The organism is Corynebacterium sp. HMSC056E09, from assembly GCF_001813425.1.
Classification (GTDB): domain Bacteria; phylum Actinomycetota; class Actinomycetes; order Mycobacteriales; family Mycobacteriaceae; genus Corynebacterium; species Corynebacterium hesseae.
The window spans coordinates 23,991-50,467 of sequence record NZ_KV812525.1 but is presented as its reverse complement, the minus strand read 5'-3'; the positions used below and the strand labels follow the sequence as shown (position 1 = coordinate 50,467).

General features: G+C 61.5%; 25 protein-coding genes. 23 read left to right on the top strand and 2 right to left on the bottom strand.

Annotated features, from left to right (window positions below; translation table 11 throughout):
* Nucleotides 1-144 precede the first annotated feature (144 nt).
* The 15 genes from atpB to HMPREF2912_RS11815 all read left to right on the top strand — a co-directional run bounded on the left by atpB (nucleotide 145) and on the right by HMPREF2912_RS11815 (nucleotide 12,463).
* Nucleotides 145-957 carry a F0F1 ATP synthase subunit A gene (atpB, locus tag HMPREF2912_RS11880; RefSeq protein WP_070525178.1) on the top strand — a complete coding sequence of 271 codons (813 nt, stop codon included), beginning with the start codon at nucleotides 145-147 and terminating at the stop codon, nucleotides 955-957.
* Between the two features lie 99 nt (nucleotides 958-1,056).
* Complete coding sequence (locus HMPREF2912_RS11875; RefSeq protein ID WP_010187073.1) at nucleotides 1,057-1,299, top strand: ATP synthase F0 subunit C; 243 nt, start codon at nucleotides 1,057-1,059, stop codon at nucleotides 1,297-1,299.
* 45 nt (nucleotides 1,300-1,344) lie between these two features.
* A complete protein-coding gene (locus HMPREF2912_RS11870) occupies nucleotides 1,345-1,917 on the top strand; it encodes a F0F1 ATP synthase subunit B (RefSeq protein WP_070597072.1) in 573 nt (190 codons plus the stop codon).
* 6 nt (nucleotides 1,918-1,923) lie between these two features.
* Nucleotides 1,924-2,739: a F0F1 ATP synthase subunit delta gene (locus HMPREF2912_RS11865; RefSeq protein WP_070563259.1), complete on the top strand. Its 816-nt coding sequence runs from the start codon at nucleotides 1,924-1,926 to the stop codon at nucleotides 2,737-2,739.
* A 60-nt stretch (nucleotides 2,740-2,799) separates the two neighbouring features.
* Entirely contained in the window at nucleotides 2,800-4,440 is a 1,641-nt protein-coding gene (gene atpA / locus HMPREF2912_RS11860; protein WP_070443812.1) for a F0F1 ATP synthase subunit alpha, read from the top strand.
* 56 nt (nucleotides 4,441-4,496) lie between these two features.
* A complete protein-coding gene (locus HMPREF2912_RS11855) occupies nucleotides 4,497-5,480 on the top strand; it encodes a F0F1 ATP synthase subunit gamma (protein WP_070531166.1) in 984 nt (327 codons plus the stop codon).
* Nucleotides 5,481-5,483: 3 nt separating this feature from the next.
* A complete protein-coding gene (atpD, locus tag HMPREF2912_RS11850) occupies nucleotides 5,484-6,932 on the top strand; it encodes a F0F1 ATP synthase subunit beta (RefSeq protein WP_070528745.1) in 1,449 nt (482 codons plus the stop codon).
* Nucleotides 6,933-6,942: 10 nt separating this feature from the next.
* Complete coding sequence (locus HMPREF2912_RS11845) at nucleotides 6,943-7,311, top strand: F0F1 ATP synthase subunit epsilon (RefSeq protein WP_046648936.1); 369 nt, start codon at nucleotides 6,943-6,945, stop codon at nucleotides 7,309-7,311.
* 197 nt (nucleotides 7,312-7,508) lie between these two features.
* Nucleotides 7,509-7,994, top strand: coding sequence for a DUF2550 domain-containing protein (locus tag HMPREF2912_RS11840; protein WP_070597071.1), 486 nt, complete (start codon nucleotides 7,509-7,511; stop codon nucleotides 7,992-7,994).
* A gap of 23 nt (nucleotides 7,995-8,017) precedes the next feature.
* Complete coding sequence (nucS, locus tag HMPREF2912_RS11835) at nucleotides 8,018-8,710, top strand: endonuclease NucS (RefSeq protein ID WP_010187052.1); 693 nt, start codon at nucleotides 8,018-8,020, stop codon at nucleotides 8,708-8,710.
* Nucleotides 8,710-8,994, top strand: coding sequence for a hypothetical protein (locus HMPREF2912_RS13290; protein ID WP_083312509.1), 285 nt, complete (start codon nucleotides 8,710-8,712; stop codon nucleotides 8,992-8,994). The genes nucS and HMPREF2912_RS13290 overlap by 1 nt, the downstream gene beginning before the upstream one ends.
* A 10-nt stretch (nucleotides 8,995-9,004) precedes the next feature.
* On the top strand, nucleotides 9,005-9,313 hold the full coding sequence (locus tag HMPREF2912_RS11830) for a thiamine-binding protein (protein ID WP_070597070.1): 309 nt from the start codon (nucleotides 9,005-9,007) through the stop codon (nucleotides 9,311-9,313).
* Nucleotides 9,310-10,233, top strand: coding sequence for a tetratricopeptide repeat protein (locus tag HMPREF2912_RS11825; protein WP_070597069.1), 924 nt, complete (start codon nucleotides 9,310-9,312; stop codon nucleotides 10,231-10,233). Before HMPREF2912_RS11830 ends, HMPREF2912_RS11825 begins: the two co-directional genes overlap by 4 nt.
* A 206-nt stretch (nucleotides 10,234-10,439) precedes the next feature.
* Nucleotides 10,440-12,017, top strand: a complete 1,578-nt coding sequence (locus tag HMPREF2912_RS11820) for a peptide ABC transporter substrate-binding protein (RefSeq protein WP_070597068.1) — start codon at nucleotides 10,440-10,442, stop codon at nucleotides 12,015-12,017.
* 47 nt (nucleotides 12,018-12,064) lie between these two features.
* Nucleotides 12,065-12,463 carry an arsenate reductase/protein-tyrosine-phosphatase family protein gene (locus HMPREF2912_RS11815; RefSeq protein WP_070531156.1) on the top strand — a complete coding sequence of 133 codons (399 nt, stop codon included), beginning with the start codon at nucleotides 12,065-12,067 and terminating at the stop codon, nucleotides 12,461-12,463.
* Between the two features lie 91 nt (nucleotides 12,464-12,554).
* Here HMPREF2912_RS11815 and glgB read toward each other — a convergent pair whose 3' ends face one another.
* Both glgB and HMPREF2912_RS11805 read right to left on the bottom strand, forming a co-directional pair.
* The gene (gene glgB, locus HMPREF2912_RS11810; RefSeq protein ID WP_070684354.1) at nucleotides 12,555-14,675 is read right to left on the bottom strand and encodes a 1,4-alpha-glucan branching protein GlgB; all 2,121 of its coding nucleotides are present in this window, start codon (nucleotides 14,673-14,675) and stop codon (nucleotides 12,555-12,557) included.
* A 106-nt stretch (nucleotides 14,676-14,781) separates the two neighbouring features.
* Entirely contained in the window at nucleotides 14,782-16,788 is a 2,007-nt protein-coding gene (locus tag HMPREF2912_RS11805; RefSeq protein ID WP_070684302.1) for a maltotransferase domain-containing protein, read from the bottom strand.
* Between the two features lie 132 nt (nucleotides 16,789-16,920).
* Between HMPREF2912_RS11805 and HMPREF2912_RS11800 the strand changes: the two genes are divergently transcribed.
* The 8 genes from HMPREF2912_RS11800 to HMPREF2912_RS11765 all read left to right on the top strand — a co-directional run bounded on the left by HMPREF2912_RS11800 (nucleotide 16,921) and on the right by HMPREF2912_RS11765 (nucleotide 26,458).
* Nucleotides 16,921-17,718 carry an ABC transporter ATP-binding protein gene (locus HMPREF2912_RS11800; RefSeq protein WP_371440631.1) on the top strand — a complete coding sequence of 266 codons (798 nt, stop codon included), beginning with the start codon at nucleotides 16,921-16,923 and terminating at the stop codon, nucleotides 17,716-17,718.
* Between the two features lie 50 nt (nucleotides 17,719-17,768).
* The gene (locus HMPREF2912_RS11795) at nucleotides 17,769-18,596 is read left to right on the top strand and encodes an NUDIX hydrolase (protein WP_070531149.1); all 828 of its coding nucleotides are present in this window, start codon (nucleotides 17,769-17,771) and stop codon (nucleotides 18,594-18,596) included.
* An 11-nt stretch (nucleotides 18,597-18,607) separates the two neighbouring features.
* Complete coding sequence (locus HMPREF2912_RS11790) at nucleotides 18,608-19,759, top strand: THUMP-like domain-containing protein (protein WP_070684298.1); 1,152 nt, start codon at nucleotides 18,608-18,610, stop codon at nucleotides 19,757-19,759.
* Between the two features lie 34 nt (nucleotides 19,760-19,793).
* Nucleotides 19,794-20,594, top strand: a complete 801-nt coding sequence (locus HMPREF2912_RS11785) for an electron transfer flavoprotein subunit beta/FixA family protein (RefSeq protein WP_070684296.1) — start codon at nucleotides 19,794-19,796, stop codon at nucleotides 20,592-20,594.
* Between the two features lie 11 nt (nucleotides 20,595-20,605).
* Nucleotides 20,606-21,565 carry an electron transfer flavoprotein subunit alpha/FixB family protein gene (locus HMPREF2912_RS11780; protein WP_070525217.1) on the top strand — a complete coding sequence of 320 codons (960 nt, stop codon included), beginning with the start codon at nucleotides 20,606-20,608 and terminating at the stop codon, nucleotides 21,563-21,565.
* Complete coding sequence (locus tag HMPREF2912_RS11775) at nucleotides 21,565-22,689, top strand: cysteine desulfurase family protein (protein ID WP_070525219.1); 1,125 nt, start codon at nucleotides 21,565-21,567, stop codon at nucleotides 22,687-22,689. The genes HMPREF2912_RS11780 and HMPREF2912_RS11775 overlap by 1 nt, the downstream gene beginning before the upstream one ends.
* Nucleotides 22,690-22,779: 90 nt before the next feature.
* The gene (locus tag HMPREF2912_RS11770) at nucleotides 22,780-24,033 is read left to right on the top strand and encodes an alpha/beta hydrolase (RefSeq protein WP_070525221.1); all 1,254 of its coding nucleotides are present in this window, start codon (nucleotides 22,780-22,782) and stop codon (nucleotides 24,031-24,033) included.
* The gene (locus tag HMPREF2912_RS11765) at nucleotides 24,014-26,458 is read left to right on the top strand and encodes a bifunctional lysylphosphatidylglycerol flippase/synthetase MprF (protein ID WP_070525223.1); all 2,445 of its coding nucleotides are present in this window, start codon (nucleotides 24,014-24,016) and stop codon (nucleotides 26,456-26,458) included. The genes HMPREF2912_RS11770 and HMPREF2912_RS11765 overlap by 20 nt, the downstream gene beginning before the upstream one ends.
* The last annotated feature ends 19 nt before the right edge of the window (nucleotides 26,459-26,477 follow it).

The window sequence follows — 26,477 nt, the reverse complement described above, 5'->3', positions numbered from 1 at the left end:
GTTTATCCTTGCCCTGTTTACGCTGATGTGCGACGGAGTCCGTGAGCAGGGCAAAGAGCTTGAGACGTCCATCGCACCACATAGCCTTCGACAAGCTGTGTGGCCCGAACACGGGAGAGAACGCTGAGCGTTACGACATTGGCCATGAAGGGTGAGTTTCACGCACCCGAACTGGATCCAGAATTTTTCCCGGGGCACGTAACCGAAGATGGTGGAGTTGTCGATCTTCTTTTCGCCGATTTCGCCAACGGTTGGTTCGCTTTGGATCGCATCATGCTGGTCCGCCTGTTTATGGCGGCTATCTTGGTGCTCCTTTTTGTTGTCGCCTTCAGGAACCCGAAGCTGGTTCCTAAAGGATTGCAGAACGTAGCGGAGCATGCGATTGACTTCGTACGAATTCACATCGCAGAAGACATTTTGGGCCGTAAGGAAGGACGTCGTTTCCTTCCGATCCTGGCCACGATCTTCTTCGGTGTTTTGTTCTGGAACGTAGCAACTATTGTTCCAGCCCTAAACATCTCTCCGAATGCTCGTATTGGTATGCCAATCGTGCTGGCAGTCGTTGCGTACATCGCCATGATTTACGCCGGCGCAAAGCGCTTTGGCTTCGGCAAGTTCGTCAAGTCCTCGGTGGTTATCCCTAACCTTCCGCCGTTGCTGCACGTGCTTGTTGTACCGATTGAGGCTTTCTCTACGTTTGTCATGCGTCCAGTCACGCTGGCTCTTCGTCTTATGGCGAACTTCCTGGCTGGCCACCTCATTTTGGTCCTGTTGTACTCGGCAACGAACTTCTTCTTCTTCCAGTTCAACGGTTGGACCGCACTGAGTGGCCTCACTCTGGTCGCAGCGGTTCTGTTCACGCTGTACGAAATTATCGTCATCTTCCTGCAGGCATACATTTTCGCCCTGCTGACGGCGGTATACATCGAACTGTCGCTGCATGCAGATTCGCACTAACAACAACGCGAACCTCGCGGTTAACTAAATACCCCAGAAATCACCACTTCCCCCGCGGAACAATTCGCGGGAAAACATTGAAAGGGAACGACTTTCATCATGAACGAAATCATTCTTGCTCAGGCTGCTGACGAGTCCACCCTCAAGGGCCTCGGCGCTATCGGCTACGGCATCGCAACCATCGGCCCGGGTCTGGGCATCGGTATCCTCGTCGGCAAGACCGTCGAGGGCATGGCTCGCCAGCCGGAGATGGCCGGCCAGCTGCGTACCACCATGTTCCTGGGTATCGCCTTCGTTGAGGCCCTGGCACTTATCGGCCTCGTTGCAGGCTTCCTGTTCTAAAGAGCGCTTTACACAAAGTAAATCGAACTTTAAGAACGGAGCCCCATGAACAACGTCATTTACTGCCTTGCAGCAGAGGGAAGTGAGCACCTGCCGCTGGAGAGCGGCAACTCCATCCTTCTGCCCAAGATGTACGACTTGGTCTGGTCGATCATTCCGTTCGCCATCATCCTGATTGTGTTCTGGAAGCTTGTTCTTCCGGCATACAACAAGATGCTGCAGGAGCGTGAAGACCGGATCGAAGGTGGCCTTAAGCGTGCGGAGGCTCAGCAGGCCGAAGCAAAGGCCGCTCTAGAAAAGTACAATGCTCAGCTCGCTGACGCTCGAGCAGAGGCTGCGGAGATCCGCGAGCAGGCGCGCGAGCGCGGCAAGCTGATCGAGGCAGAGGCTAAGGAAGCTGCAGAGGAAGAGTCTCGTCGCATCCTGACCGCCGGCGAGAAGCAGCTTGAAGCTTCTCGTGCACAGGTCGTGTCTGAGCTGCGTTCCGACATCGGACAGAACTCCATCAACCTGGCAGAGAAGCTGCTCGGCGGCGAACTTTCGGACGCCACCAAGCAGTCCTCCACGATTGATAACTTCCTGTCCGAGCTCGACACTGTGGCACCGGCCGGAAAGTAGGCAACGATGAAGGCAGCTAGCCGCGAAGCACTCGCTACCGTTGAGTCCAAGCTGGATGAGTTCCTCTCCGGCGACCGCTCGGTGGCGACTGCTACCCAGGCAGGCCAGGACCTCTTCGAGGTTGTCCGCGTCCTCGACGGTGACCGCGAACTGCGTGTCGCGCTGACCGACGACGCCGCTACCTCCGAGGAGCGCAAGTCCCTGGCCCAGACCCTTTTCGGCGGAAAGGTCACCCCGGTTGCACTCCAAGTGCTGCAGGAGGCCGCCGCCGCACAGTGGTCGACGCCGCGTGATATCGCCCGTGGCCTCATCATCCTCGGCCGCCGCGCACTGCTGCGTGGCGCTGAGTTTGAGGGCAAGCTGGGCCAGGTGGAAGACGAGCTCTTCTCCCTGTCGCGCGTGCTTGACCGCGAAGGCGAACTGACCCAGCTGCTTTCAGACCGTACTGCTACGTCCGATCGTAAGGTCGGGCTGCTGGCAAGCGTGCTCTACGGCAAGGTCACGATGGTTACTGAGGCGCTCGCGCTGCAGGCCATTGGCCGCCCGGAGCAGAACCCGATTGATGATCTCGCCGGTTTGGCGGACACCGCAGCCAAGCTGCAGGGCCGTACCATCGCGCGAGTGACCACCGCGGGTGAGCTGAACGATAGCCAGCGGGCAGCACTCGCTGAAAAGCTGGGCAAAATTTATGGTCGTGCGATGTCCATCCACTCTGAGGTTGACACCAGCCTCCTCGGTGGTATGACCATCCGCGTCGGCGACGAAGTCATCGATGGCTCGACGGCAGGCAAGATTGCTCGCCTTCGTGCGCAGATGGCATAAGCCGAAACGACAGAAACGATTAAGTAATTGCTGGAAGATACTACCGAGAGCAGGAAGAACATGGCGGAGCTGACGATCTCCTCCGACGAGATCCGTAGCGCGATTGCGAACTACACCTCGAGCTACTCCGCGGAGGCCTCCCGTGAGGAGGTCGGCGTGGTCATTTCGGCAGCTGACGGTATTGCGCAGGTTTCGGGCCTGCCGTCCGTCATGGCGAATGAGCTGCTCGAGTTCCCCGGCGGCGTGATTGGCGTCGCACAGAACCTTGACACCAACTCCATCGGTGTCGTGGTCTTGGGCAACTTCGAGTCGCTTAAAGAAGGCGACGAGGTCAAGAGGACCGGCGAGGTTCTCTCCATCCCTGTGGGCGAGGAATTCCTCGGCCGCGTAATTAACCCCCTGGGCCAGCCGATCGACGGCATGGGCCCGATCACCGCTGAAGAGGACCGCGTCCTCGAGCTGCAGGCACCGTCCGTGCTGCAGCGTCAGCCGGTGGAAGAGCCGATGCAGACCGGCATCAAGGCTATTGACGCGATGACCCCGATTGGTCGCGGTCAGCGTCAGTTGATCATTGGTGACCGTAAGACGGGTAAGACCGCTGTCTGTATCGACACCATCCTGAACCAGAAGGCTAACTGGGAATCTGGCGACAAGAACAAGCAGGTCCGCTGCATCTACGTCGCCATCGGCCAGAAGGGCTCCACCATCGCTGGTGTGCGCCACACCCTGGAGCAGCACGGCGCTCTGGAGTACACCACCATCGTGGCTGCTCCGGCATCCGACGCCGCCGGCTTCAAGTGGCTGGCACCGTTCTCCGGTGCAGCTCTGGGTCAGCACTGGATGTACCAGGGCAACCACGTCCTGATCATTTACGATGATCTGACCAAGCAGGCTGAGGCCTACCGTGCGATTTCCCTTCTTCTGCGCCGTCCGCCGGGCCGCGAGGCTTACCCGGGCGACGTCTTCTACCTCCACTCCCGTCTGCTGGAGCGCGCTGCGAAGCTCTCCGACGACATGGGTGCAGGTTCCATGACCGCACTGCCGATCATTGAGACCAAGGCGAACGACGTCTCCGCCTTCATTCCGACCAACGTTATTTCTATTACCGACGGCCAGGTCTTCCTGGAGTCCGACCTGTTCAACCAGGGCGTCCGTCCGGCAATTAACGTCGGTGTGTCCGTCTCCCGTGTTGGTGGTGCTGCACAGACCAAGGGTATGAAGAAGGTTGCCGGTAACCTGCGTCTTGAGCTGGCTGCCTACCGTGACCTGCAGGCCTTCGCGGCCTTCGCATCCGACCTGGATCCGGCCTCCAAGGCTCAGCTGGAGCGCGGTGAGCGCCTCGTCGAGCTGCTCAAGCAGGCCGAGTCCTCCCCGCAGCCTGTCGAGTACCAGATGGTATCCATCTTCCTCGCAGACCAGGGCATCTTCGACGTCGTTCCCGTCGAGGACGTACGCCGCTTCGAGAAGGAGCTGCACGATCACCTCAACTCTGCAACCCCGCAGGTGTTCGAGCAGATCCAGGGCGGCACCGCTCTGACCGACGAGTCCAAGGATGCACTTGTTGCAGCAGCTAAGGACTTCACTCCGTCCTTCCGCACGACCGAGGGCCACAACCTCGGCACCGAGGCGCCGGTTGACCCGCTCGCCGCGGATGACGTGAATAAGACCGAGCTCAACGTCTCCCGCAAGACGGCCAAATAGAGTTTCGCACGCTCTAAGAATTAACCGTCTAGAAAAAGAAGGGAGGAGCGAACACCATGGCTAATCTTCGTGAACTGCGTGACCGTATCCGGTCCGTCAATTCCACCAAGAAGATCACCAAGGCACAGGAGCTCATTGCTACCTCGCGCATTACCAAGGCTCAGGCCAGGGTAGAGGCGTCCCAGCCTTATGCACGTGAACTGTCCAACGTGCTCAACAAGCTGGCGGCGCACACGTCCCTGGATCACCCGATGCTCCGGGAACGCGAAGATGCAAAGGTGGCCGCCATTCTCGTGGTCTCTTCGGACCGCGGTATGTGCGGTGGCTACAACAACAACATCTTCAAGAAGGCGGCCGAGCTGGAAGCCCTGCTCAAGAGTGAGGGTTTCGAGACCGTCCGCTACGTGACCGGCAACAAGGGCGTTGGCTTCTACAAGTTCCGTGAGGCCGAGGTCGCAGGCAGCTGGACTGGATTCTCGCAGGATCCGACCTGGGAGAAGACGCACGACGTGCGTCGCCACATTATCGACGGCTTCGTTGCCGGTTCGAATGGCCAGGCCAAGACCCGCGAGGGTATTCACGTGGAGGGCGAGACCGTTCGCGGTTTCGACCAGGTCCACGTTGTGTACACCGAGTTCGAGTCCATGCTGACCCAGACCGCGCGTGTGCAGCAGCTGCTGCCGGTGGTACCGGTTATCGAGGAAGAGGACTACAACATGGGTGAGTCCGCGCTTTCCGACGCCGAGCCGAACAATCAGATCACTCCTGATTACGACTTCGAGCCGGATGCGGACACCCTCATGGACGCACTGCTTCCGCAGTACGTGTCCCGCCTCCTGTTTGCGATGTTCTTGGAGTCCTCGGCCTCCGAGTCCGCCGCACGCCGTACCGCAATGAAGTCTGCAACTGACAACGCAACCGAGCTGGTCAAGGACCTCTCGCGCGTGGCCAACCAGGCCCGTCAGGCGCAGATTACCCAAGAAATCACAGAGATCGTCGGTGGCGCTGGGGCGCTCGCCGAAAGCGCAGAAAGTGACTAGATTATGACTACAGCTCTGCAAGAGCAGAACACACAGTCGTCGGCTACCGCCGGCCGTGTGGTGCGTGTCATCGGTCCGGTCGTCGACGTGGAGTTTCCGCGTGGCGGGCTGCCGGCACTGTACAACGCACTGACCGTCGAGGTTTCCCTCGAGGCTGTTGCAAAGACCGTCACCCTTGAGGTCGCTCAGCACCTCGGTGACAACCTCGTCCGTGCCGTGTCCATGGCTCCGACCGACGGCCTCGTCCGCGGTGCAGCCGTGACCGACACCGGCAAGCCGATTTCCGTCCCGGTGGGCGATGTGGTCAAGGGCCACGTCTTCAACGCCCTCGGTGACTGCCTTGACCAGCCGGGTCTGGGCCGCGACGGCGAGCAGTGGGGCATCCACCGCGAGCCGCCGGCATTCGACCAGCTGGAGGGTAAGACCGAGATCCTGGAGACCGGTATTAAGGTCATCGACCTGCTGACCCCGTACGTGAAGGGCGGCAAGATCGGCCTCTTCGGTGGTGCAGGTGTGGGTAAGACCGTTCTTATCCAGGAGATGATTACTCGTATCGCACGCGAGTTCTCCGGTACCTCCGTCTTCGCCGGCGTCGGCGAGCGCACCCGTGAGGGCACCGACCTCTTCCTCGAGATGGAGGAGATGGGCGTTCTTCAAGACACCGCACTTGTCTTCGGCCAGATGGATGAGCCGCCAGGAGTCCGTATGCGCGTGGCTCTGTCCGGCCTGACCATGGCGGAGTACTTCCGCGATGTTCAGAACCAGGACGTGCTGCTGTTCATCGACAACATCTTCCGTTTCACCCAGGCCGGTTCTGAGGTTTCGACCCTGCTGGGCCGTATGCCTTCCGCCGTGGGTTACCAGCCGACTCTGGCTGATGAGATGGGTGTGCTGCAGGAGCGTATTACCTCCACCAAGGGTAAGTCCATTACCTCCCTGCAGGCCGTGTACGTGCCGGCCGATGACTACACCGACCCGGCTCCGGCGACCACCTTCGCCCACCTCGATGCCACCACCGAGTTGGACCGCGGTATTGCTTCGAAGGGTATTTACCCGGCAGTGAACCCGCTGACCTCTACCTCTCGTATTCTGGAGCCGTCCATCGTGGGCGAGCGCCACTACGAGGTGGCACAGCGTGTCATCGGTATCCTGCAGAAGAACAAGGAGCTCCAGGACATCATCGCCATCCTTGGTATGGACGAGCTGTCTGAGGAAGACAAGATCACCGTTCAGCGTGCTCGCCGCATCGAGCGCTTCCTTGGCCAGAACTTCTTCGTCGCAGAAAAGTTCACCGGCCTGCCGGGCTCCTACGTGCCGCTGGCCGATACCATCGATGCTTTCGAGCGCATCTGCAACGGCGAATTCGACCACTACCCGGAGCAGGCCTTCAACGGCCTGGGTGGCTTGGACGACGTCGAGGCTGCGTACAAGAAGCTGACCGAGAAGAAGTAGGGAGAGGCACATGGCTGACATCACCGCCGAATTGGTTTCCGTCGAGCGCCTGCTGTGGACCGGAAAGGCCACCATGGTGACGGCTGAAACCACCGAGGGTGAGATCGGCGTGCTTCCTGGCCATGAGCCCATGGTTGGTCAGTTGATCGACAATGGCGTAGTGACCATCCACCCGGCCGACGGCGAGCGTCGCGTCGCCGCTGTCCAGGGTGGCTTCCTCTCCGTGTCCGAGAACAAGATCACCGTCCTCGCCGATTGGGCCATCTGGGCCTCGGAGGTCGATGAAGCACAGGCACAGGAAGACCTGAAGTCTGAGCGCGAGCTGACGAGGTCCCGTGGCGATGCCGCATTGCGCGCCGCCCGCCGCTTCAACAGCTAACGGATGAGCGGAGAGGGAAACGACGGGCAGCAATGACCGCCCTTCCCACTCTCACCTAGGAACCCCACCCCCTCGCTAAGAGGGGGTGGGGTTCCTTCGTGATCTGCGCCAAAGGTCAAGCAAGGACTAGCATTGTTTCCTCCGCGAGCGGTAGAATCAACGCAACGTTTCTTACTCGCGGTGAAGGAAATCAACCCATGAACTCTCAGGTGCTCCAAGGGCTATCTATTCTTTTAGGTCTGTGCGCACTGATTCTTCTGGTTGTCGTCATTCTGGCCGCAGTACGGTTTTTTACGGTGCGTTCCCGCGGAACGGGCATCCTTCTGCGCCGGCTTCCTTCGAAGGACTCCCATACGTGGCGTCATGGCCTCGTGCGCTATGACGGTGAATATATGGAGTACTTCAAGCTTCGCTCCGTATTGCCGCGCGCCAACAAACGCTTTAATCGCCTCGACATCGAACTGGGCAGCACCCGCCCAATGGATGATAACGAGGCTTCTTTTATGCCCTCTGGCCACCAGATCATCCGGATTAGCATCGATGGGCGGGACTATGAGATTGCCTCCGATACGCACGGGATCATGGCCTTGAACGCGTGGGTGGAATCGGCGCCGTCCAAGCGCCAAGAGAAGATGGATTATCACCAGATGCGCCAGCGAGCTACCCGCTTACCAAAGAAGTAGCGCCCAACGATAGGGTAGAGGGCATGCGTGTTGTCATCGCCCAATGCTCCGTAGATTACGTAGGCCGCCTCGACGCCCACCTTCCCATGGCGGACCGTCTCATCCTCATCAAAGCCGATGGTTCGGTGTCCATCCATGCGGATGACCGTGCCTATAAGCCGCTGAACTGGATGACTCCGCCGTGCACCTTTGAGGAGTCGGCGATCGAGGATATCGACGGCGAGGACACAGGAGAGAAGCTGTGGCTGGTAGAAAACCCGAAAGGTGAGCAGCTGCGCATCACTATCGCCCAGATTCACCAGGAGATTGACATGGATCTGGGAGAAGACCCCGGCTTGGTCAAGGATGGCGTGGAAGCCCACTTGCAGGAGCTGTTGGCGGAACACATAGAAACGTTGGGGGAGAAGTACTCGCTGGTGCGCCGCGAGTACCCCACCGCGATTGGTCCGGTAGACATCATGGCCAAGAACTCGAAGAATGAATTCGTGGCGGTCGAGGTCAAGCGCCGCGGCGGAATTGATGGCGTTGAGCAGCTCACGCGCTACCTTGAGTTGCTCAACCGCGACGACTTGCTAGCACCAGTCCACGGTGTGTTCGCAGCGCAGGAAATCAAGCCCCAAGCGCGGACCTTGGCGGAAGACCGTGGTATCCGTTGCGTCGTCCTGGACTACCAAGAGCTGCGCGGCATCGAGTCCAACGAGCTGCGGTTGTTCTAGTGCCGCGCCGCAATCGTAGGATCCGCGAAGAGCCACGGTCACTGCCGCGCGACGGCAGTGCCTTCCTCGGCTCGCAGACGGTACCAGGGCCGAGCTGGACCCATGGCGAGCCTTTCGTTATGAGACACGTCGGCAGCGCGGCCGCTCAGAAGTACTACGTGTGCCCGGGATGCAACCAGAACATACCTCCCGGGGTGGCGCACATCGTGGCGTGGCCGCGGGATACCGGCGGGCGCGCAGATGATCGCCGACACTGGCACCGGCACTGCTGGGAGCGGCGGTAGGATAGCGGGCATGATTGTTGCCTTTTCCGTAGCCCCCTCCGTCGTGGGCGATGAACGCGCTGAGATGTCCGAGGCCGTCGCCGAAGCCGTGCGTGTTGTCCGTGCTTCCGGCTTACCTAATGAGACCAATGCCATGTTTACCCTTGTGGAAGGCGAGTGGGATGAGGTCTTCGCGGTTATCAAGGAAGCCACCAATGCCGTGCGCGCGGTTTCGCCGCGCACGAGCCTGGTGATTAAAGCCGATATCCGCGAAGGCGTGACCGGGCAGATAACCCAAAAAGTAGATTCCGTTAATCGTTACCTGGAGGAGAATAAGTGACCGGACCGTACGTAGGAGGAGCCCTCGACCTGGGTGCTATCAAGCAGCAGGCAGAGGCCAAGGCGAAAGCACAGGAACAGGGTACTACTGGTGCCTCGGCAGGTGTACAGCCCTTCTTTGAGGTCACCGAGCAGAACTTCGAGAATGACTTGGTGCGCCGCTCTGCGGAAGTACCCGTCATCGCCTTGATTGGCTCGCCGCGCTCCCCGGCCTCCGAGCAGCTCAAGAAGGACTTCGAGGAGATGGCGACCGCAGGTGGGCTGAAGTTCATCGTGGGCTATATCAACGCTGATGTTGTGCCCCAGGTGGCGCAGGTCTTCGGCGTACAGAATCTGCCGACCACCGTTGCCATCGCCGCCGGCCAGCCCGTCACCAACTTTGAGGGCGGGCAGCCGCGCGAGAACCTGGAGCAGTGGGTAGCGGCGATCGTCGACAAGCTCGGCCCCCAGCTCAAGGGTTTGCCAGACCAAGATGTAGCGGGGGAGAGCCCAGAGGAAGAAGCAGCAGATCCGCGCCTGGGCCTGGCTGAGGACGCGCTCAACCGTGGCGATTTCGACGCTGCCATCGCTACCTATGAGGAGATTCTGGCCGCTGAGCCGGATAATGCGGAGATTAAGCAGGCGCGTGACACCACTGTGCTGCTCAAGCGCTTGGATCCGGCTAACCGTAGCGAGGACCCCATCGCCGCCGCCGATGCCGCCCCAGAGGACGTGGCAAAGCAGCTCGACGCCGCCGACGCGGAGGTCGTCGCCGGTGCCCCTGACCGAGCTTTCGAGCGCCTCATTGAGGCCATGAAGCGCACCGCTGGGGATGAGAAGGAACAGCTCAAGACCCGCCTCTTGGAGCTCTTTGGTCTCTTTGATTCCGGTGACCCGCGCGTACTGGCCGCACGCACGAAGCTGGCCAGCGCGTTGTATTAAAGACGGCGTAGAAATAGTGCCCAGCTTGTGCCGGGCCCGAGAGCGACCTTCCCGGACTGTCGCGGGCTGGACCCTCAGGATGACTCAGTTGAGTCTTCTCCTGAGGGTCTTTTTTGCGTTCAAGCAATGAGGTGACGTATGGCATGTTAAATTGCTTTTTGTGCGATACAGCACAATGGTTGTTTGACTCTTTCTGGAGGACTCTCATGCGCAAGCTCCTCGGCGTTGTTGGCGCCGCCTCTCTTGCTCTTAGCCTTACCGCCTGCGGAAGCGATAGCTCCGATAGTGCCGGCGGATCCAACTATGTTCGCGTGCTCGGTACTGAACCACAGCAGGGGCTCATTCCCGCGATGACGAATGAGAACGGCGGCGGACGCATCGTCGACATGCTGTTTTCCGGATTGGTGTACTACGACGCCGACGGCAACGTGCACAACGAGATGGCGGAGTCCATCGACAAGAAAGGAGAGAAGACCTACAAGGTCACGCTCAAGCCTGACCTGAAGTTCTCTGATGGCTCAGCCGTGACGGCTGATTCTTTCGTCGATACGTGGAACTACGCGGTGGCCAATGAACAACTTAATGAGAGCTTCTTCTCCTCCATCAAGGGCTACGGGGAAGGCGTCAAAGAAATGGAAGGCCTCAAGGTCATCGATGAGCGCACCTTCACCATCGAACTCACCCAACCGGAGAGCGACTTTCCGAGCCGCTTAGGCTACAACGCCTACTTCCCAGTCCCCGCGGCCGCGCTGGAGGACCCACAGGGCTTTGGCGAATCCCCGGTGTCGAACGGCCCCTACAAGATCAAGGAATGGAACCACAACCAGAACCTGATCATCGAGCCGAACCCGGAGTACAAGGGCGACCGCGCAGCGCAGAACGACGGCATCGAATTCGCCTTCTACGCCGATTCCAGCGCGGCCTACATGGACCTGTTGGCGAATAACCTCGACGTGCTCGAAGCGATCCCGTCGTCCGCTTTCGGCAGCTATGAGCAGGACCTGGCCGGCCGTCAGGAGACCAAGCCGGCCGCTACCTATCTGGAGATGTCCATCCACATGGAGACCCCGCACTTTAGTGGGGAAGAAGGCACGCTGCGCCGCAAGGCAATCTCGATGGCTATCAACCGTGAGGAGATCGCGGAGACCATCTTCCATGGCACCCGCACACCGGCCCGCGAGTTCACGTCACCGGTGCTGAACGGATACAACGACAGCCTGCCCGGTTCGGAAAACCTGGACTATAACCCGGAGGAGGCGAAGAAGCTGTGGGCGGAGGCCGATAAGATGTACGGTGCTTTTGAAGGCTCGTTCCCGATCAACTACAACACCGATGGTGATAACAAGGACTGGGCCGATGCCGTGGCTAACAACATCAGCAACACGCTGGGAATCCAGGCCGTGGGCAACCCTTACCCGGACTTCAAGTCCTTCCGCGATGCCTACCGCACCGAGCGGATGGATGGCGCCTACCGCACGGCGTGGTTCGCCGACTATCCCTCGATGGGTAACTTCCTTGGGCCAAACTTCACCACGGGTGTAGCTTCCAATGACTCGAAGTACTCCAACCCGGAGTTCGATGAACTGATTGTGAAGGCCAACGGCGCCGCAAATGAGGAGGAAGCCGCGAAGCTCTACAACCAGGCACAGGAGCTGCTGCTGCGTGACCTTCCTTCAATCCCGCTGTTCTACCCAAACGTGGTCGGCGGCTGGTCCGAGAACGTCCAGGACGTGACGTTCAACTGGAAGTCCCTGCCGGTGTACTACGCGGTGAAGAAGAACTAGGGATCTGGCCCTACAGGCACACCGAAATATGACTAAAGTGCGGAGGCATGACCTCCGTACTTTTCCTTTGCAATACCAACCGCGGTAAGTCTCAGATGGCGGCTGCCTTAGCTAAGAAGCATGCGCCCGATTGGGAAGTTCACTCCGCAGGCGTAAAGACCACTGAACAGCATCGTGCGCAGGGCGTGAACGCCGAGGCGCAGGCCTCTCTTGCAAAGGTCGGCGCCGACATGTCAGGAACGCCAACGTTGCTTGATGCCGGCCTCGCGTCTTCGGTGGATCACGTCATCATCGTCGGTGATGCCGACTATGACGGAGTGGCTGAGCGTTGGGAGATTGAGGACCCGTCCGTGCGTGGTCTAGAGGGAGGGGAGCGAATGGATGCGTTGCGCGATGACATTGATGCTCGCGTAAGAGCTTTCCTCGATACTCACGCACAAGACTGAAAACTGCAACTGCCCGAGTTGCCAAAACTAGCGGCTGGAATTCGATCTCAGCGGTGATCTTTGGCAGGTCGGGCAGTTGTGTTCTTAGAAACTAGCCACGGAAGGCATACCACTGCACCGAGTTGGCCGGCAGGTGTAGCTGTACGTGGTTGCCTTCGGAGCGCACGCGGTGGGCAAGGTCGTTGCCAGCACCTTGGTAGACGGCGTCGTCTGTGTTGATGACTAGCTCCCACTCGCCATCGCGCGGTACCCAGAGGTCGTAGTTCGGCACCGAGCTGCCGGAGAAGTTGCACACTGCCAACACGGCGGAGCCGTCCTTGCCATAGCGGACGTAGCCGAGCATGTTGTTATTGGCGTCGTCAGCCTTGACCCACTGGAAGCCATCCTGCGTAAAGTCCTGTGTCCACAAGGCCGGCTGTTGCTTGTACACCGCGTTGAGGTCGCACACTAGGCGCTTAATGCCGTGGTGCCACTCGTTGCCCCAGCCCTCCAAGTTGGACCAGTCCACGGAGTGGCCCTCTGCCCATTCGGTGGTCTGGCCAAACTCCTGGCCCATGAACATTAGCTGCTTGCCCGGGTGGGAGAACATGTAGCCGTACAGCGCGCGCAGGCCCGCGGCCTTGTTCCAGTCATCGCCCGGCATACGCTCCCACAAGGAGCCCTTGCCGTGGACCACTTCGTCGTGGCTAAACGGCAGTACGTAGCGCTCCGAGTAGGCGTAGACCATGGAGAAGGTGAGCTCGCCATGGTGGTAGCGGCGGTGAATCGGTTCGTGCTTGAAGTACTCCAGGGTGTCGTTCATCCAGCCCATGTTCCACTTCAGGCTAAAGCCTAGGCCGCCCTCATGCGTTGGGGCGGTCACGCCGGGCCAGGAGGTGGATTCCTCGGCGATGGTCAGCACGCCCGGGTGGTTACGGTTTAGCGTGGCGTTGGTCTCCTGGAGGAATTGGACTGCCTCAAGGTTCTCGCGCCCGCCGTAGATATTGGGCAGCCATTCCTCGCGGGAGTAGTCCAGGTAGAGCATGGAAGCAACGGCGTCGACACGCAAGCCGTCGACGTGGAACTCCTCGGTCCAGTACAGGGCGTTAGCCACAAGGAAGTTGCGCACCTCGTTGCGGCCGAAGTCGAAGACGTAGGTGCCCCAATCGGCCTGCTCACCGCGGCGCGGGTCCGGGTGCTCGTAGAGTGCCTGCCCGTCGAAGCGGCCCAGCGCCCATTCGTCCTTGGGGAAGTGCGCGGGCACCCAGTCGATAAAGACGCCGATGCCAGCGTTATGCAAATCGTCGATAAGCGCGCGCAGCTCATCCGGGGAGCCCCAGCGCGCGGAGGGAGCGTAGTAGCCGGAGACCTGGTAACCCCAGGAACCGCCGAAGGGGTGCTCGGCCACGGGCAGCAGCTCCACGTGGGTAAAGCCGTGCTCAACCAGGTAAGGGATGAGCTCCTCACGCAAGCTGTTGTAGTTGGCGCCTACCTTCCAGGAGCCGACGTGGAGTTCATAGACACTCATCGGGACGTCGAGGTCCCCGGTGCGCTTGCTCATCCACTCCTCATCGCTCCACTTGAAACTGGAGCGGGCCACCACGGAGGCAGTTTCCGGCGGGGCAATGGTGCGCTTGGCCAGGGGATCTGCCTTATCAATGCGCGGGGAGTTCTTGCCGTGGACCGCAAACTTATAGCGCTCGCCTTCGCCCACACCGGGGATGAAGACCTCCCAAATGCCCGTGGAGCCGAGGCTGCGCATGGGGTACTGGGTAGGGTTCCAGCCGCAGAAGTCACCGACCACGGCCACGCCCTCCGCGTTGGGCGCCCACACAGCAAAGGCCGTGCCCTCGACTACTCCCAGGTCGGTGGTGTAGCTCTTGAGATTTGCGCCCAGTACTTCCCAGAGGCGCTCGTGGCGGCCTTCACCGATGAGGTGCTGATCCAGGGTGCCCAGGGTGGGCAGGAAGTGATAACCGTCCGCTACCTCGATGGCGGGCTGGCCCGGGTAGGTGATGCGCAGACGGTAGTCTGCTTCTTCGGTAAGCGGGGCCTCCCAGATATCATCCCCAACCGCGCGCATCGCGGTGGTGCCGGAAGCGGTGACGAGCTCGACGGCTTCGGCACCGGGGCGGCGAGTGCGGACGGTTCCGTCGTGCCAGCCATAAAAATCATGGGGCGCGTGGTGGCGGCAGTGGTTAAGGCGTTCGAGGTCTGAGGCCGGGATGTTCATAAAGACCAAATTACCGAACAACACCCGCTCGCGGGGCAGAAAAGAAACCCCGCGCTACCCATGAAGGGGGTACTGGTTCAGCGTGGGGTTTCAGGGGCTTAAGAACCTAGGCGCGGTAGTCGTTCACTCGGCGCCAGGCAATGCGCTCCTGCAGGTCATGGTGTGCCGGCGGGAGGACGAAGATGTGGGCGACGTCACGCAGCGGCTCCAGGCGCACGAAGTTGCGGTCGGACCACTCGTAGGCGGCACCACTGATGGTGTCCTGCACCGTGAAGTGTTCACCCGGGTGGCGGCCCACAGCGGCCAGATCCACAAAGACCGTGGCCTCCTGCGCGTTGCGTGGATCCAAGTTGACCACCACGAGCACCACGTTGCCGGTACCGGGATCGGCCTTGGAGTAGGCGATGATGGCCTCGTTGTCAGTGTTGTGGAAGCGCAGCGTGCGCAGTTGTTGGAGGGCCGGGTTCTCGCGGCGGATGAGGTTGAGCAGCCGGATATAGGATTCCAGGGAATCACCGGACTTGACGGCGGCCTGGAAGTCGCGCGGGCGCAGCTCGTACTTCTCCGAGTCGAGGTACTCCTCGCTGCCCGGCTTGACGGCCTGGTGCTCGTAGAGCTCGAAGCCCGAGTACACGCCCCACAGCGGGGAAAGCGTGGCCGCCAGGGTGGCGCGGATGGCAAACATGGCGCGCCCGCCGGTCTGCAGGGATTCGTGGAGAATATCCGGGGTATTGACAAAGAGGTTGGGGCGGCAGATATCGGCCTGCTCCACGTGCATCTGCGCGAATTCGGTGAGCTCGTGCTTGGAGGTCTGCCACGTGAAGTAGGTATAGGACTGCGTAAATCCAGCCTTGGCCAGGCCGAACAGGCGCGGGGCGCGGGTAAAGGCCTCAGCGAGGAAGATGACCTCTGGGTGAGTCACATGCACCTTGGAAATCAGCCAGTTCCAGAAGTTAGCCGGTTTGGTGTGTGGGTTGTCCACGCGGAAAGTGGTCACGCCGGCCTCGATCCAGATCATGACGATGCGATAGATTTCCGCGTAGATGGCGTCCGGGTCGTTATCGAAGTTGAGAGGGTAGATGTCCTGGTACTTCTTCGGCGGGTTCTCCGCGTAGGCAATGGTGCCATCGGCCAGGACGGTGAAAAATTCCGGGTTGGTCTTGGCCCACGGGTGGTCCGGGGAGGCCTGCAGAGCCAGGTCCAGGGCCACCTCCAGGCCCAAGTCGGCGGCCTTCTTGACCAGCTCCTTGAAGTCCTCCATGGTGCCCAGGTCCGGGTGCGTGGTGGAGTGATCTTGGATGGCCCACGGCGAGCCCACATCATCGGGCTCAGCCACCACCGAATTGTTGCGGCCCTTGCGGTGCACCTTGCCAATGGGGTGGATGGGTGGGAAGTAAACGGTATCGAAACCCATGGCTGCAACGCGCTCGAGTGCCTGTGCCGTGGTCTTAAACGTGCCGTGCACGGGGTTGCCCTCAGCATCCCAGCCACCGGTGGAGCGTGGGAAGAGCTCGTACCAGGAGCTGTAGAGGGCCTCGCGGCGTTCCACGAGGACCTCGTGAATGTCACCCTCCACCAGCAGGTGGCGCAGGGGGTGGTGGTGGAGGACGTCCGCGACCTCGTCGGACAGCGCGGTGCGCACGCGCTTGTCGACGTCCCCCGTTTCATCCTTCAGCTCCTTCGCCGCCTTAAAGAGCAGATCCGCCTTGTCGCTCGGGCACTGAATTGCCGCCTCCTCGAAAAGTTCGGCGCCGTGCAAGAGATCGTTGCTGAGCTCCTGTGCGGATTGACCGGCCTCCATCTTCTTGACCACCGCGTTGCGCCAGGTGGACATCGGATCCGACCAGGCGTCGACGCGGAAGAACCAGCGGCCGGCAGTGGCCGGGCTAAACACGCCGTGGACCCGATCCGGGTTCTCCGGGTCCACCGTCATGGTCACGGCAGAAGTGGACGGGGAGTCAGTGTTCCACACCGACAGCGTCGCGGCGACGGCATCGTGGCCCTCACGCCACACCAGCGCGGTAACAGGAACGACCTCTCCGACAACGGCCTTCGAGGCTGCATTACCGGAGAGGGAGGGGCGGACATCGTCGATACCAAGGCGTTGAGTCATGCCCATAGAATAATGCAGCTGTGGCAGTTTCACCGGGGAAGGCTGTGTCAGTTTCACCGGGGGCGGAAGGTTTCGGCCACAATGGTGCGTGTGAACATTCCAGAGCAACAAAGCCAGCAAGACCCTGAACTTATGGACACCGACGAGGATTGGTTGATTGACTTCCGCGGCGTCGAACTGCGACGGGGTGGGCGCACGCTGGTGGGGCCCATCGACTGGCAGGTGGAGCTCGACGAACGCTGGGTCATCATCGGCCCCAACGGTGCGGGCAAGACCTCGCTGGTGCGGATGGCCGCCGCCGAAGAGTTTCCCTCCGCCGGCGTGGCATACCTGATGGGGGAGCGCCTGGGTAAGACCGATATGCGCGATTTGCGCGCCGCCATCGGCATTTCCTCCGCCGCTGTCCAGCACCGCATCCCGGACAACGAGCGTGTGGATGACCTCGTGGTCTCCGCCGGCTATGCCGTGCTCGGCCGCTGGCGTGAGGACTACCAAGACATGGATTTCTCCCGCGCCGATGACATCCTGGATCAGGTCGGCGCATCCCACTTGGCCAAGCGCACCTGGGGCACCCTCTCCGAAGGTGAGAAGAAACGCGTCATCCTCGCCCGCGCGCTCATGGCCAACCCGGAGCTGCTCATCCTGGATGAGCCCTCCGCCGGCATGGACTTGGGTGGACGCGAGGACCTGGTGGGCTACCTCGGGGACCTAGCGCTCGATGCGGATGCCCCGGCGATTGTCATGATCACCCACCACGTGGAGGAAATACCTTACGGGTTTACGCATGCGATGCTCTTGGATGAGGGTAAGGTCGTGGCCAAAGGACTCATTAATTCTGTCCTGACGTCGGAAAACCTCTCCAAGGCCTTCCACCAGCCCATCCAGGTGGACCGCATTGGGGAGCGGTACTTCGCCCGACGCACCCGCTAATCTCTAGTTCACCCCGAGAATTCTGCTCCTTCGCGGACACGGAAAGTTGCATGAGCCAGTCCATCCACGACAGCCTTGACGCCATCGACCCTGGCGAAACCACCGGCTTCAATGGGGCACGCTTGGCCGCTACCGTCCTCCTGTTGCGCGATACCGCAGAGGGGCTGCGCGTGTGGATCCAGGAACGCGTGCGCACCATGCGCAATTACCCCGGCCACGTCGTGTTTCCCGGCGGCGGGGTAGACCCGCGTGACTTCCCACCCCGCACCTGGGACTCCGGCGAACTGTGGGCAGGCCGCTCAGTGGTTTCCATGGCACGCCGCATGGGCGTCACCAAGTACAAGGCCCACGCCCTTGTCTTCGCCGCGGCCCGGGAACTCTTCGAAGAGGCCGGCACGCTGCTGGCCATCCGCGAAGACGGCCTAGTCTCCGATGCCTCGCGCTATCACCGCGAGCGCGAGCTACTGGAATCCCACGAGATTTCTTTTACCGAATTCCTTGAACACAACGGCATGCGTGTCGACGCCGACATGTTCCTTCCCTGGTCCCGCTGGGCAGGTGAGGACAATAACCACTGGTTCGACACCTTCTTTTTCATCGGTGTGCTTCCCGAGGGCCAAGAACCGGATGGCGAAACAGGGGAGGCCGATGACGCCGGTTGGTTCGACCCACAACTGGTTCTCGACGGCTGGCGCGCCGGGCTGGTACGCCTAGCCATCCCCACCTGGGCGCAGCTCAAGCGCCTCACGTCCTATTCCAGCGTCAAGGAAGTCTTGGACGATGCCTCCTTCTCCGATCTGCGCCCCATCATCGGGGATCCCCGGGACGATGAACGCTACCGCGAGTACTTCACCACATTCCCCGTCAACCGCATCTAGAAAAGCACACCATGAGCTACACCCTGGACGAAGTCGCCTTCCTGCGCGAGAATGCAGCCGTCATCGCCGCCGCCGCGGCGGACCTGGAGGGCACAAAGAAGGCACACCTGAGGGACGTCGCCAAGCTGCAGGCACAGTTCGGTGATTATGGGCGTGCCGTGGCCGAACTCATCCAAGCACGCAGCTCCGGAAAGCTGCCGCAGGATTGGCTCATGGACCACGACTCTGCACAACAGGCCACGCCACCCGCGGTGGCCACCTACCGCGCGCAATTCCTCCAGGAGCGCAACGTGGACCTCGTCCACGACCTCACGTGTTCCATCGGCACCGAGGGGCAGGCTTATCGTCCCGGCGCTTATGTGGGCAGCGACCTTGACGCCTCGCGCGTAGCCATGGCGCGGCACAACATTGAGCACCCGGTCTTTCGTGCAGATGCGCTGACAACAACGACGACCGCCCAGGTCTGCATCGCCGATCCCGCCCGGCGCCAAGGCGGCAACCGCATTACCCGGCTTGACCAACTGCTACCACCACCAGCGGACCTCCTGGATACCCACGGCGAGATGGCCATCAAATGCGCGCCGGGAATCGACCACTCCGAATGGGAGGGGCTGGCCTGCGTGGTCAGCCTCGATGGCGGGGTGAAAGAAACGTGTCTGTATACCACGGGTCTTGGAACGGGGAAGAGGGCAGTGGTCCTCAACACCACGCCCGAAGGAATACATACGGACGTCATTGATGACGGCGTCGCAGAGCACGAGCTTCCCGCCGCCGGCCCCATCGGCCGCTTTCTCATCGACCCCGACGGCGCCATCGTGCGCGCCGGGCTGGTGCGCCACTACGCCGCGCGGGAAGGCCTGCACCAACTGGACCCGCGCATTGCCTACCTCACCGGTGACCGCCTGCCTCACGGCACGTCCGGATTTGAATTCATCGAGATGGTCCCCATGAAAAAGCTCAAGGCAGCCATGGCGGCCCATGATGTTGGCTCGCTGGAAATCCTGGTACGCGGGCAAGATGTAAACCCGGATCAGTTGCGCAAGAAGCTCAAACTGAAAGGTTCCACCTCCAAGACCCTCGTGGTCACGCGCATCGGGGCGAAGGGAGTCGCGGTGTTGTGTGGACCGCGAGTAGTATCGTCCGAAGGTAATTACGCACCCTAATAGTTTCAAAATTTACGGAAGGGGAAGTGCCCACATGCCAGTCATTGTGGCTCTGGTCAAGCACGTACCGGATACGTGGTCAACGAAGACCCTCGAGGCGGACCACACCTTGGACCGCACCTCGGTGGATAACGTCATCGACGAGGTCAACGAGTACTCCGTCGAACAGGCCCTGCGCCTGCGCGACGATAACGCTGATGCCGGCTATGAGGTCGTGGCGCTTACCATGGGCCCGGCCGCTGCCGATGAGGCCCTGCGCAAGGCCCTGGCCATGGGCGCGGATCACGCCGTGCACGTGACGGACGACGCCCTCGCCGGCGCCGACGCCCTGGCCACCGCCTGGGTTCTTAACGCCGCCATCAATAAGGTGGCGGAGAAAATCGGCGAAGTCCAGGTCATTACCTTGGGCAATAATTCCTCGGATGCCTCAACCGGGCTTATCGCAGGGCTCTTGGCCGAGTACCGCCAGCTGCCCGCGCTTACGGAGCTCAAGGCAGCCTCCCTGGCCGGTGCCACTGCCACCGGCACCCGCGAGGACGCCCACGGCCACTGGGAGCTTAGCGCTAACCTTCCGGCCATCCTGTCCTTTACCGACAAGGCCGACAAGCCGCGCTTCCCCAACTTCAAGGGCCTGATGGCCGCCAAGAAGGCTGAGGTCACCACGCTCGCCGTTTCGGACCTGGGCATCGACGGCGTGCCGTCCACCACCACGGTTACCGCCTCCGCGCAGCGCCCGGCCCGCACCGCCGGTGAGGTCATCACCGATCCTGATCCGGCCGTGGCTGCCGCCAAGGTCGCGGACTTCCTGGCCGCCAAGAATCTCATCGAGGGTTAAGGAGAAAACACATGTCTCACGTTTATGTCCTGGTTGAGCACGAAGCAGAGCAGCTCAGCCCCGTTACCGGCGAGCTGATTACCGCCGCCCGCGCACTCGGTACCGTCTCCGCCGTCGTCGTGGCCAAGGATGCCGCCACCGCCGCCTCCTTCGATGCCGAGTTGGGCAACCTCGGTGCAGCCCAGGTAGTTCAGGCCACCGCCGCGGACTATGAGCAGCGCATCGTCACCCCGGAAGTTGACGCCCTCCACGCCCTGGCCGCCAATAACCCGGCGCCCATCGTGCTGGCTGCCACCCCGACTAACAACGAGATCGCCGGCCGCCTCGCCGCCCGCCTGGGCTCGGGCGCCCTGGTCAACGTCGACGGCATCAACGCTGATGGCTCCGCACACCACACCATCTTCGGCGGCTCCTACGAGACCTCCTCCACGGCCACCGGCTCTGTGGTCTACACTCTGCGCCCGGGAACCGTCACCGCGGAACCGCAGCCGGTCACCGCAGCTCCTGCTCCTTTTGAGCTGCCGGCTGCCACGGCTAAGGACGTCACCGTCACCTCCTTCACCCCGGCGGAGAAGACCGCCCGTCCGGAGCTAACCTCCGCGAAGGTCGTTGTGGCCGGTGGCCGCGGTGTGGGCGACAAGTTCGCCGACGTGGTGGAGCCGCTTGCCGACGTCCTCGGTGCCGCCGTCGGCGCCACCCGCGACGCTGTGGACGAAGGTTTCTACGACCCTGCTTTCCAGATTGGCCAGACCGGCGTGACCGTCTCCCCGAAGCTCTACATCGGCCTGGGTATTTCCGGTGCAATCCAGCACACCTCCGGTATGCAGACCTCGGAGACCATCGTTGTGGTCAACCAGGATCAGGACGAGCCCTTCTTCCAGATCGCCGACCTCGGCGTGGTGGGCGACCTCCACGAGATCGCTCCGGCGCTGGTCACCGAGCTTGAGTCCCGCAAGGGGGCCGGCAACTAATGCCTCGCTACCTCGATTACGCAGCTACCCAACCCATGCGCCAGTGCGCCATCGACGCCTGGGTCGACGCCGCCGGGTCCCTCAACCCCGGCTCTGCCTATGGCTCTGGGCGCAAGGCACGCTCCGTGTTGGATGACGCCCGCGAGACCGTCGCCGAGCTGCTCGGCTGCGAACCCATCGAGGTAGTCTTTACCTCCTCCGGCACGGAGGCGGATAACATTGCAATCCAGGGCCTTTTCCGTGCGGGGTCGGATACGACACCGCACATCATCTCGACCCCCATCGAGCACCCCGCCGTCCTCGAGACCGTAGAGAAGCTGCGCGCTGAGCACGGCGCCACCGTGGACCTGCTTCCGGTTGATTCCACCGGCCACGTCAATGACCTCGCTGCCCTGGATACCCCGGCCGCTGTGGCCACCTGCATGTGGGCCAACAACGAGACCGGCGCCATCCAGCCGGTCGCCGACATTGTTCAGCGCGCCGCCGCGCAGAACACCCCTGTGCATATCGACGCCGTGCAGGTCACCGGCAAGCTGCCCATCAATTTCCATGAGCTGGGTGCCACCACACTGGCGGCCAGCGCTCACAAGTTCGGCGGGCCCCGCGGCATCGGCCTGCTGCTCGCGCGCCGCACCCCGGCGCCTCAACCCATTGCCTTCGGCGGCGGCCAGGAGCGCGGCATCCGCCCCGGCACCGTGGACGTGGCCAGCGCGAGCGCACTCGCCGCGGCCCTGCGTGAATCTGTCGCGGACATGGAGCAGGAGACCGCTCGCCTGAGCGCACTCCGTGACAAGCTCAAGGCCGGCATCGAGTCCAGCATCGACAACGTCATCATCAACTCCGTCGAGCCCACCTTGGCCTCCCACCTCCACGTGTCCTTCCCGGGCACGGATGGTGACAGCCTCATCATGCTTCTCGACGCCTCCGGCATCGAAGCCTCCGCCGGCTCCGCCTGCCACGCGGGCGTTAACCGCATGTCCCACGTGCTCGAAGCCATGGGCATCGATGAGGAACACGGACGCGGCTCCCTGCGCTTTAGCCTGGGACGCCTCACCACCGACGAGGACATTGACGTGGTTCTGGCGGAGCTTCCGGAGATCATTCGTCGCGCTCGTTCGGTTTAGCGCAAGTATTCAATCAAGATCACAGCTATTCGGGCATATTCACAGGGAGACTACAGCGCTTTCGCCACGGCGTGGGTCTATGTTTAATCCGTGAATAACTTCATCCAGTCTGTGCTAGGCCTACCGCTGACGGACCCCGTGAACGGTGGGATCTACATTGCTATCTTGGTCATCAGTGCGCTGCTCATTGCGTGGCGCCTGCGCAAACGCGATGTCGTGTCCTTCCTTCTCGCCGCAGTCATTGCCACCGTAGCATTCTTCGTGCTCAAGCACTGGGACGTCCCGTTCTACCTCTTTGTTGCCGGGCTTGTCCCCATTGCAGCGCTCATCTCCCTCATTCACCATGCGGGCCGACGAGTCCTCATGGCCGTGATTGCGGCATTCTCGGCACTTGCGGTAGCCGGTCTGGCCAATATGGAGTACCAGTCCTATCCGGACATCGCCTCGCTCGATCCCACGCCGGTGGCCCAAGAGATGGACTACAGCCAATTCAAGGCCATGAAATCCTCGGATTCCGCTGCGATTGTGCACGTGGATCTTCCGGGTGCCATCTCAGGGTTCAGCGCGCGCCAGGCCATTGCCTACATCCCGCCGGCCTATTGGAGCAAAAAGGATATAAACCTTCCCGTTCTAGTCCTGCTCCACGGCAACCCGGGTGGTCCGGAGCAGTGGTTCGGCTCCGGCGAGGCGGCCGAAACCGCCGATGCCTTCCAACGCGCCAATGGGGGACTAAGCCCCATCGTCGTGGCGGTCGATGCCACCGGCAGTGAGACCGCCAACCCCATCTGCGCGGACACCTCCGTGGCCAAGGTCATGACCTACCTAACGACCGACGTGCCGACAGGAATCAAGACCGCTTTCCGTGTCGACGAGAATCAACAACATTGGACCGTCGCTGGTTTGTCATACGGAGGGACGTGTTCACTACAGATCCTCACCAATCATCCCGAAGCCTATGGCCAGGCAGTGGACATCTCCGGCGAGGCCGAACCCACTATTGGAAACCACGCCGCCACCGTGTCCAAGTTCTATGGTGGCGATGAAGCCGCCTACCAAGCCGCTAATCCTGCACACCTGCTGGCGACGAAAAAGTACCCCGATCACCAGGCCATCTTCATCGCCGGTAACCGGGATACTGCTGCGGTGAAAGCGCTCGGCCAACTGAACGACGCCGCACGAGGCGCCGGCATGGCCACCTACTACACTTCCCGCCCGGGCGGCCATTCCTTCGAGGTGTGGCGTCCCGCCCTGCGCGAAGTATTTGCCTGGGTTGCCCGCCGGGGCGGGCTGGCAGACCTCACCGATTCTTTCGATGGAGTACAAGATGCAGATCTTCAGCGCTAACAACCTCCGACACCTCGCGCGGCGCATTCCGGTGACGTGGGTGTTGATCCTTCTGATGTGGGTATTGATCATCGTGACCTACGCGGTTCCAGGGCTGGCGGGCATTACGCAAACGATCGGCCTGACCGGCCGTACTTTCGGCGCAGTTGTGGCACTCACCCTCATGGCCCTAGCTTTCGTTCTTCCTTCGGAATACCGGTTGGGCTCCGTGCGGACACTTGCCGTTGGTATTGCCGCGCAGCTTATCTCCGTTCCCGTGGCCTATGTGGCCGCCCACGGGATCGAAGAAATCGGCCTCAACCGCTGGGGTGATGATCTTCTGAGCTCCACTGATTTATCACCCATCGGTTTCATAGTGGGCACAGCCGGCTTCGCTTCTGCGTGGATGCCGCGCCTCTGGCAGCGCCGCGTACGCCTCAGCATCCTCGCCCTGACGCTCACCATGGCCCTGTATGGCGGTACTTTGAGCGATGTCCTCGGCGTGAGCGCCTCGGTGCTGTCCATCGCGGCCGGTATCGCATGGAGTGTCTTTGTGCCCCGCACGAGCGCGGAGCGCCCAGCCGCTTTCCATCGTGCCTCGGTGCCGGAGCGCCGAGTTCTCACCGCGCTCATCGTGGGAGTGGTAGCCATCGGCCCAGCCTTCGTGGCGCTCGACCCACTGGCGGAAGGGCCCTTCAGCCCAGTCACCCGGCTGATGTGGTCCTTCAACTCTGCTGCTTATCACGCCACTGAGATCTGCCAGGCTGACCCCACAAGCCAGGCCTGCCAAGCTGCCCTTGATTTCGCCCGCGTCCACGGCGTGGGTCCGGCCATCGCCAGCGTCATGCCGCTCATCATCCAACTCGTACTGTGCTTCGGCCTCATCCGCGGACGCCGTCTTGCGTGGTTGCTATCCGTCCTTACCCAGGTACTCGTCATCGCTGTGCTTCTAGCTCAGCTGTGGGACTTTAGCCAAGAAGGCCTTGTGCTCTACGGCGTGAATCTCGCCGCTGTGGTCCTGCCCTGGGCCACCTGCTTCGTCGTGCTCATCTGGAACCGCCGCGTGTTCCACATCCACGAAAGTGTGCGCGCGCTGGGCCGAGCCGCAGGAAAGATCGCAGCTGCCTTTGTCATCACGGCCGCTCTTTGGGGCGTTGGCGCACTACTTTTCAAGGACGGCTTCGTCGAGACAGCCACTGCCGGATCGATCCTGGCCGAACTCCCTCTGCGCTATGTCCCGCCAGTCGTGGCTACGCTACTTCCGCTCAAGCTCGCGCCGACCACCTGGTTGACGTGGGCTTTCTACGAGTGGGTCGGCACTCTGTTCTGGATGTACACCTCCTGGGTGGTCTATCGCATGTTCGCTACTCCTGCGAACCCCGAGGCCGCTGAGGTTCGTGACCACGCTCGCGCCATCCTGGAGCAGGGCAGTGGTGACCACCTCTCCGCTATGACCCTGTGGAAGGGGAACCGCTACTTCTTTAACGACAGCAACTACGTGGCCTACCGCGTCCACAACGGCATTGCACTCAGCCTCGGCGAGCCGGCGGGCAATGACCCGCAGGCCACCGCAGCGGCCTTCGAAGAATTCGCCCGCGAACAAGGCTGGCGCCCGGCCTGGTACTCGGTACGGGAAAGCTTTACCCGTCCCGGCTTCCGCCGCCTCGAAGTAGCTGAGGAGGCCGTCCTGGACACCTCTAACACGGAGTTCAAAGGCAAGAAATTCCAGAACATTCGCACCGCCCGCAACAAGGCCGGCAAAGAGGGCGTCACCACGCTGTGGACGGAGTGGAAGGACCTCGATCTTGCCACCCGCAACAAAATTGCCGAGCTCTCCGAAGAATGGGTCTCTGACAAAGCTCTCCCAGAGATGGGCTTTACTTTGGGCGGTGTTAACGAGCTGCGGGAGGAAGGCACCAAGCTACTGCTCGCGCTGGGGGAGGACGGCACGCTGCACGGCGTGACATCTTGGCTCCCTGTTCGTGAGAACGGAAGCGTGGTGGGCTACACCCTCGACGTCATGCGCCGCGCCGACCACGGCTTCAAGGGGGCAATCGAGCTACTCATCTCTGAGGCTATGATCATCGCCGCCGGCGAAGGCTGCGCCTGGATTTCGCTCTCCGGCGCGCCCCTGTCAGGTACACCAGAGGAACCCGGGCTTCTCGACGCCCTCCTCACCCGCCTCGGCGAAGAAATGGAACCCCTCTACGGCTTCCGCAGCTTGGCTGCCTCCAAACGCAAGTTCCAGCCGGAAGAGCACAAGTGGTACCTGGCCTACAACGATGAGCTGGCACTGCCCGCCATTGGACTCGCCGTCGTTCACGCCTATGTGCCCGACATGCGCGCAGCCGACGCCGCCCGAGCTGTGAAGACCTGGCTGGCTGAGCGTAAACAAGCCAAAGCGGAGCAAAGCGCAACGGAACCCAGCAAAGCAGATCCACGCTAAGACCAGTGTGTTGACAGAA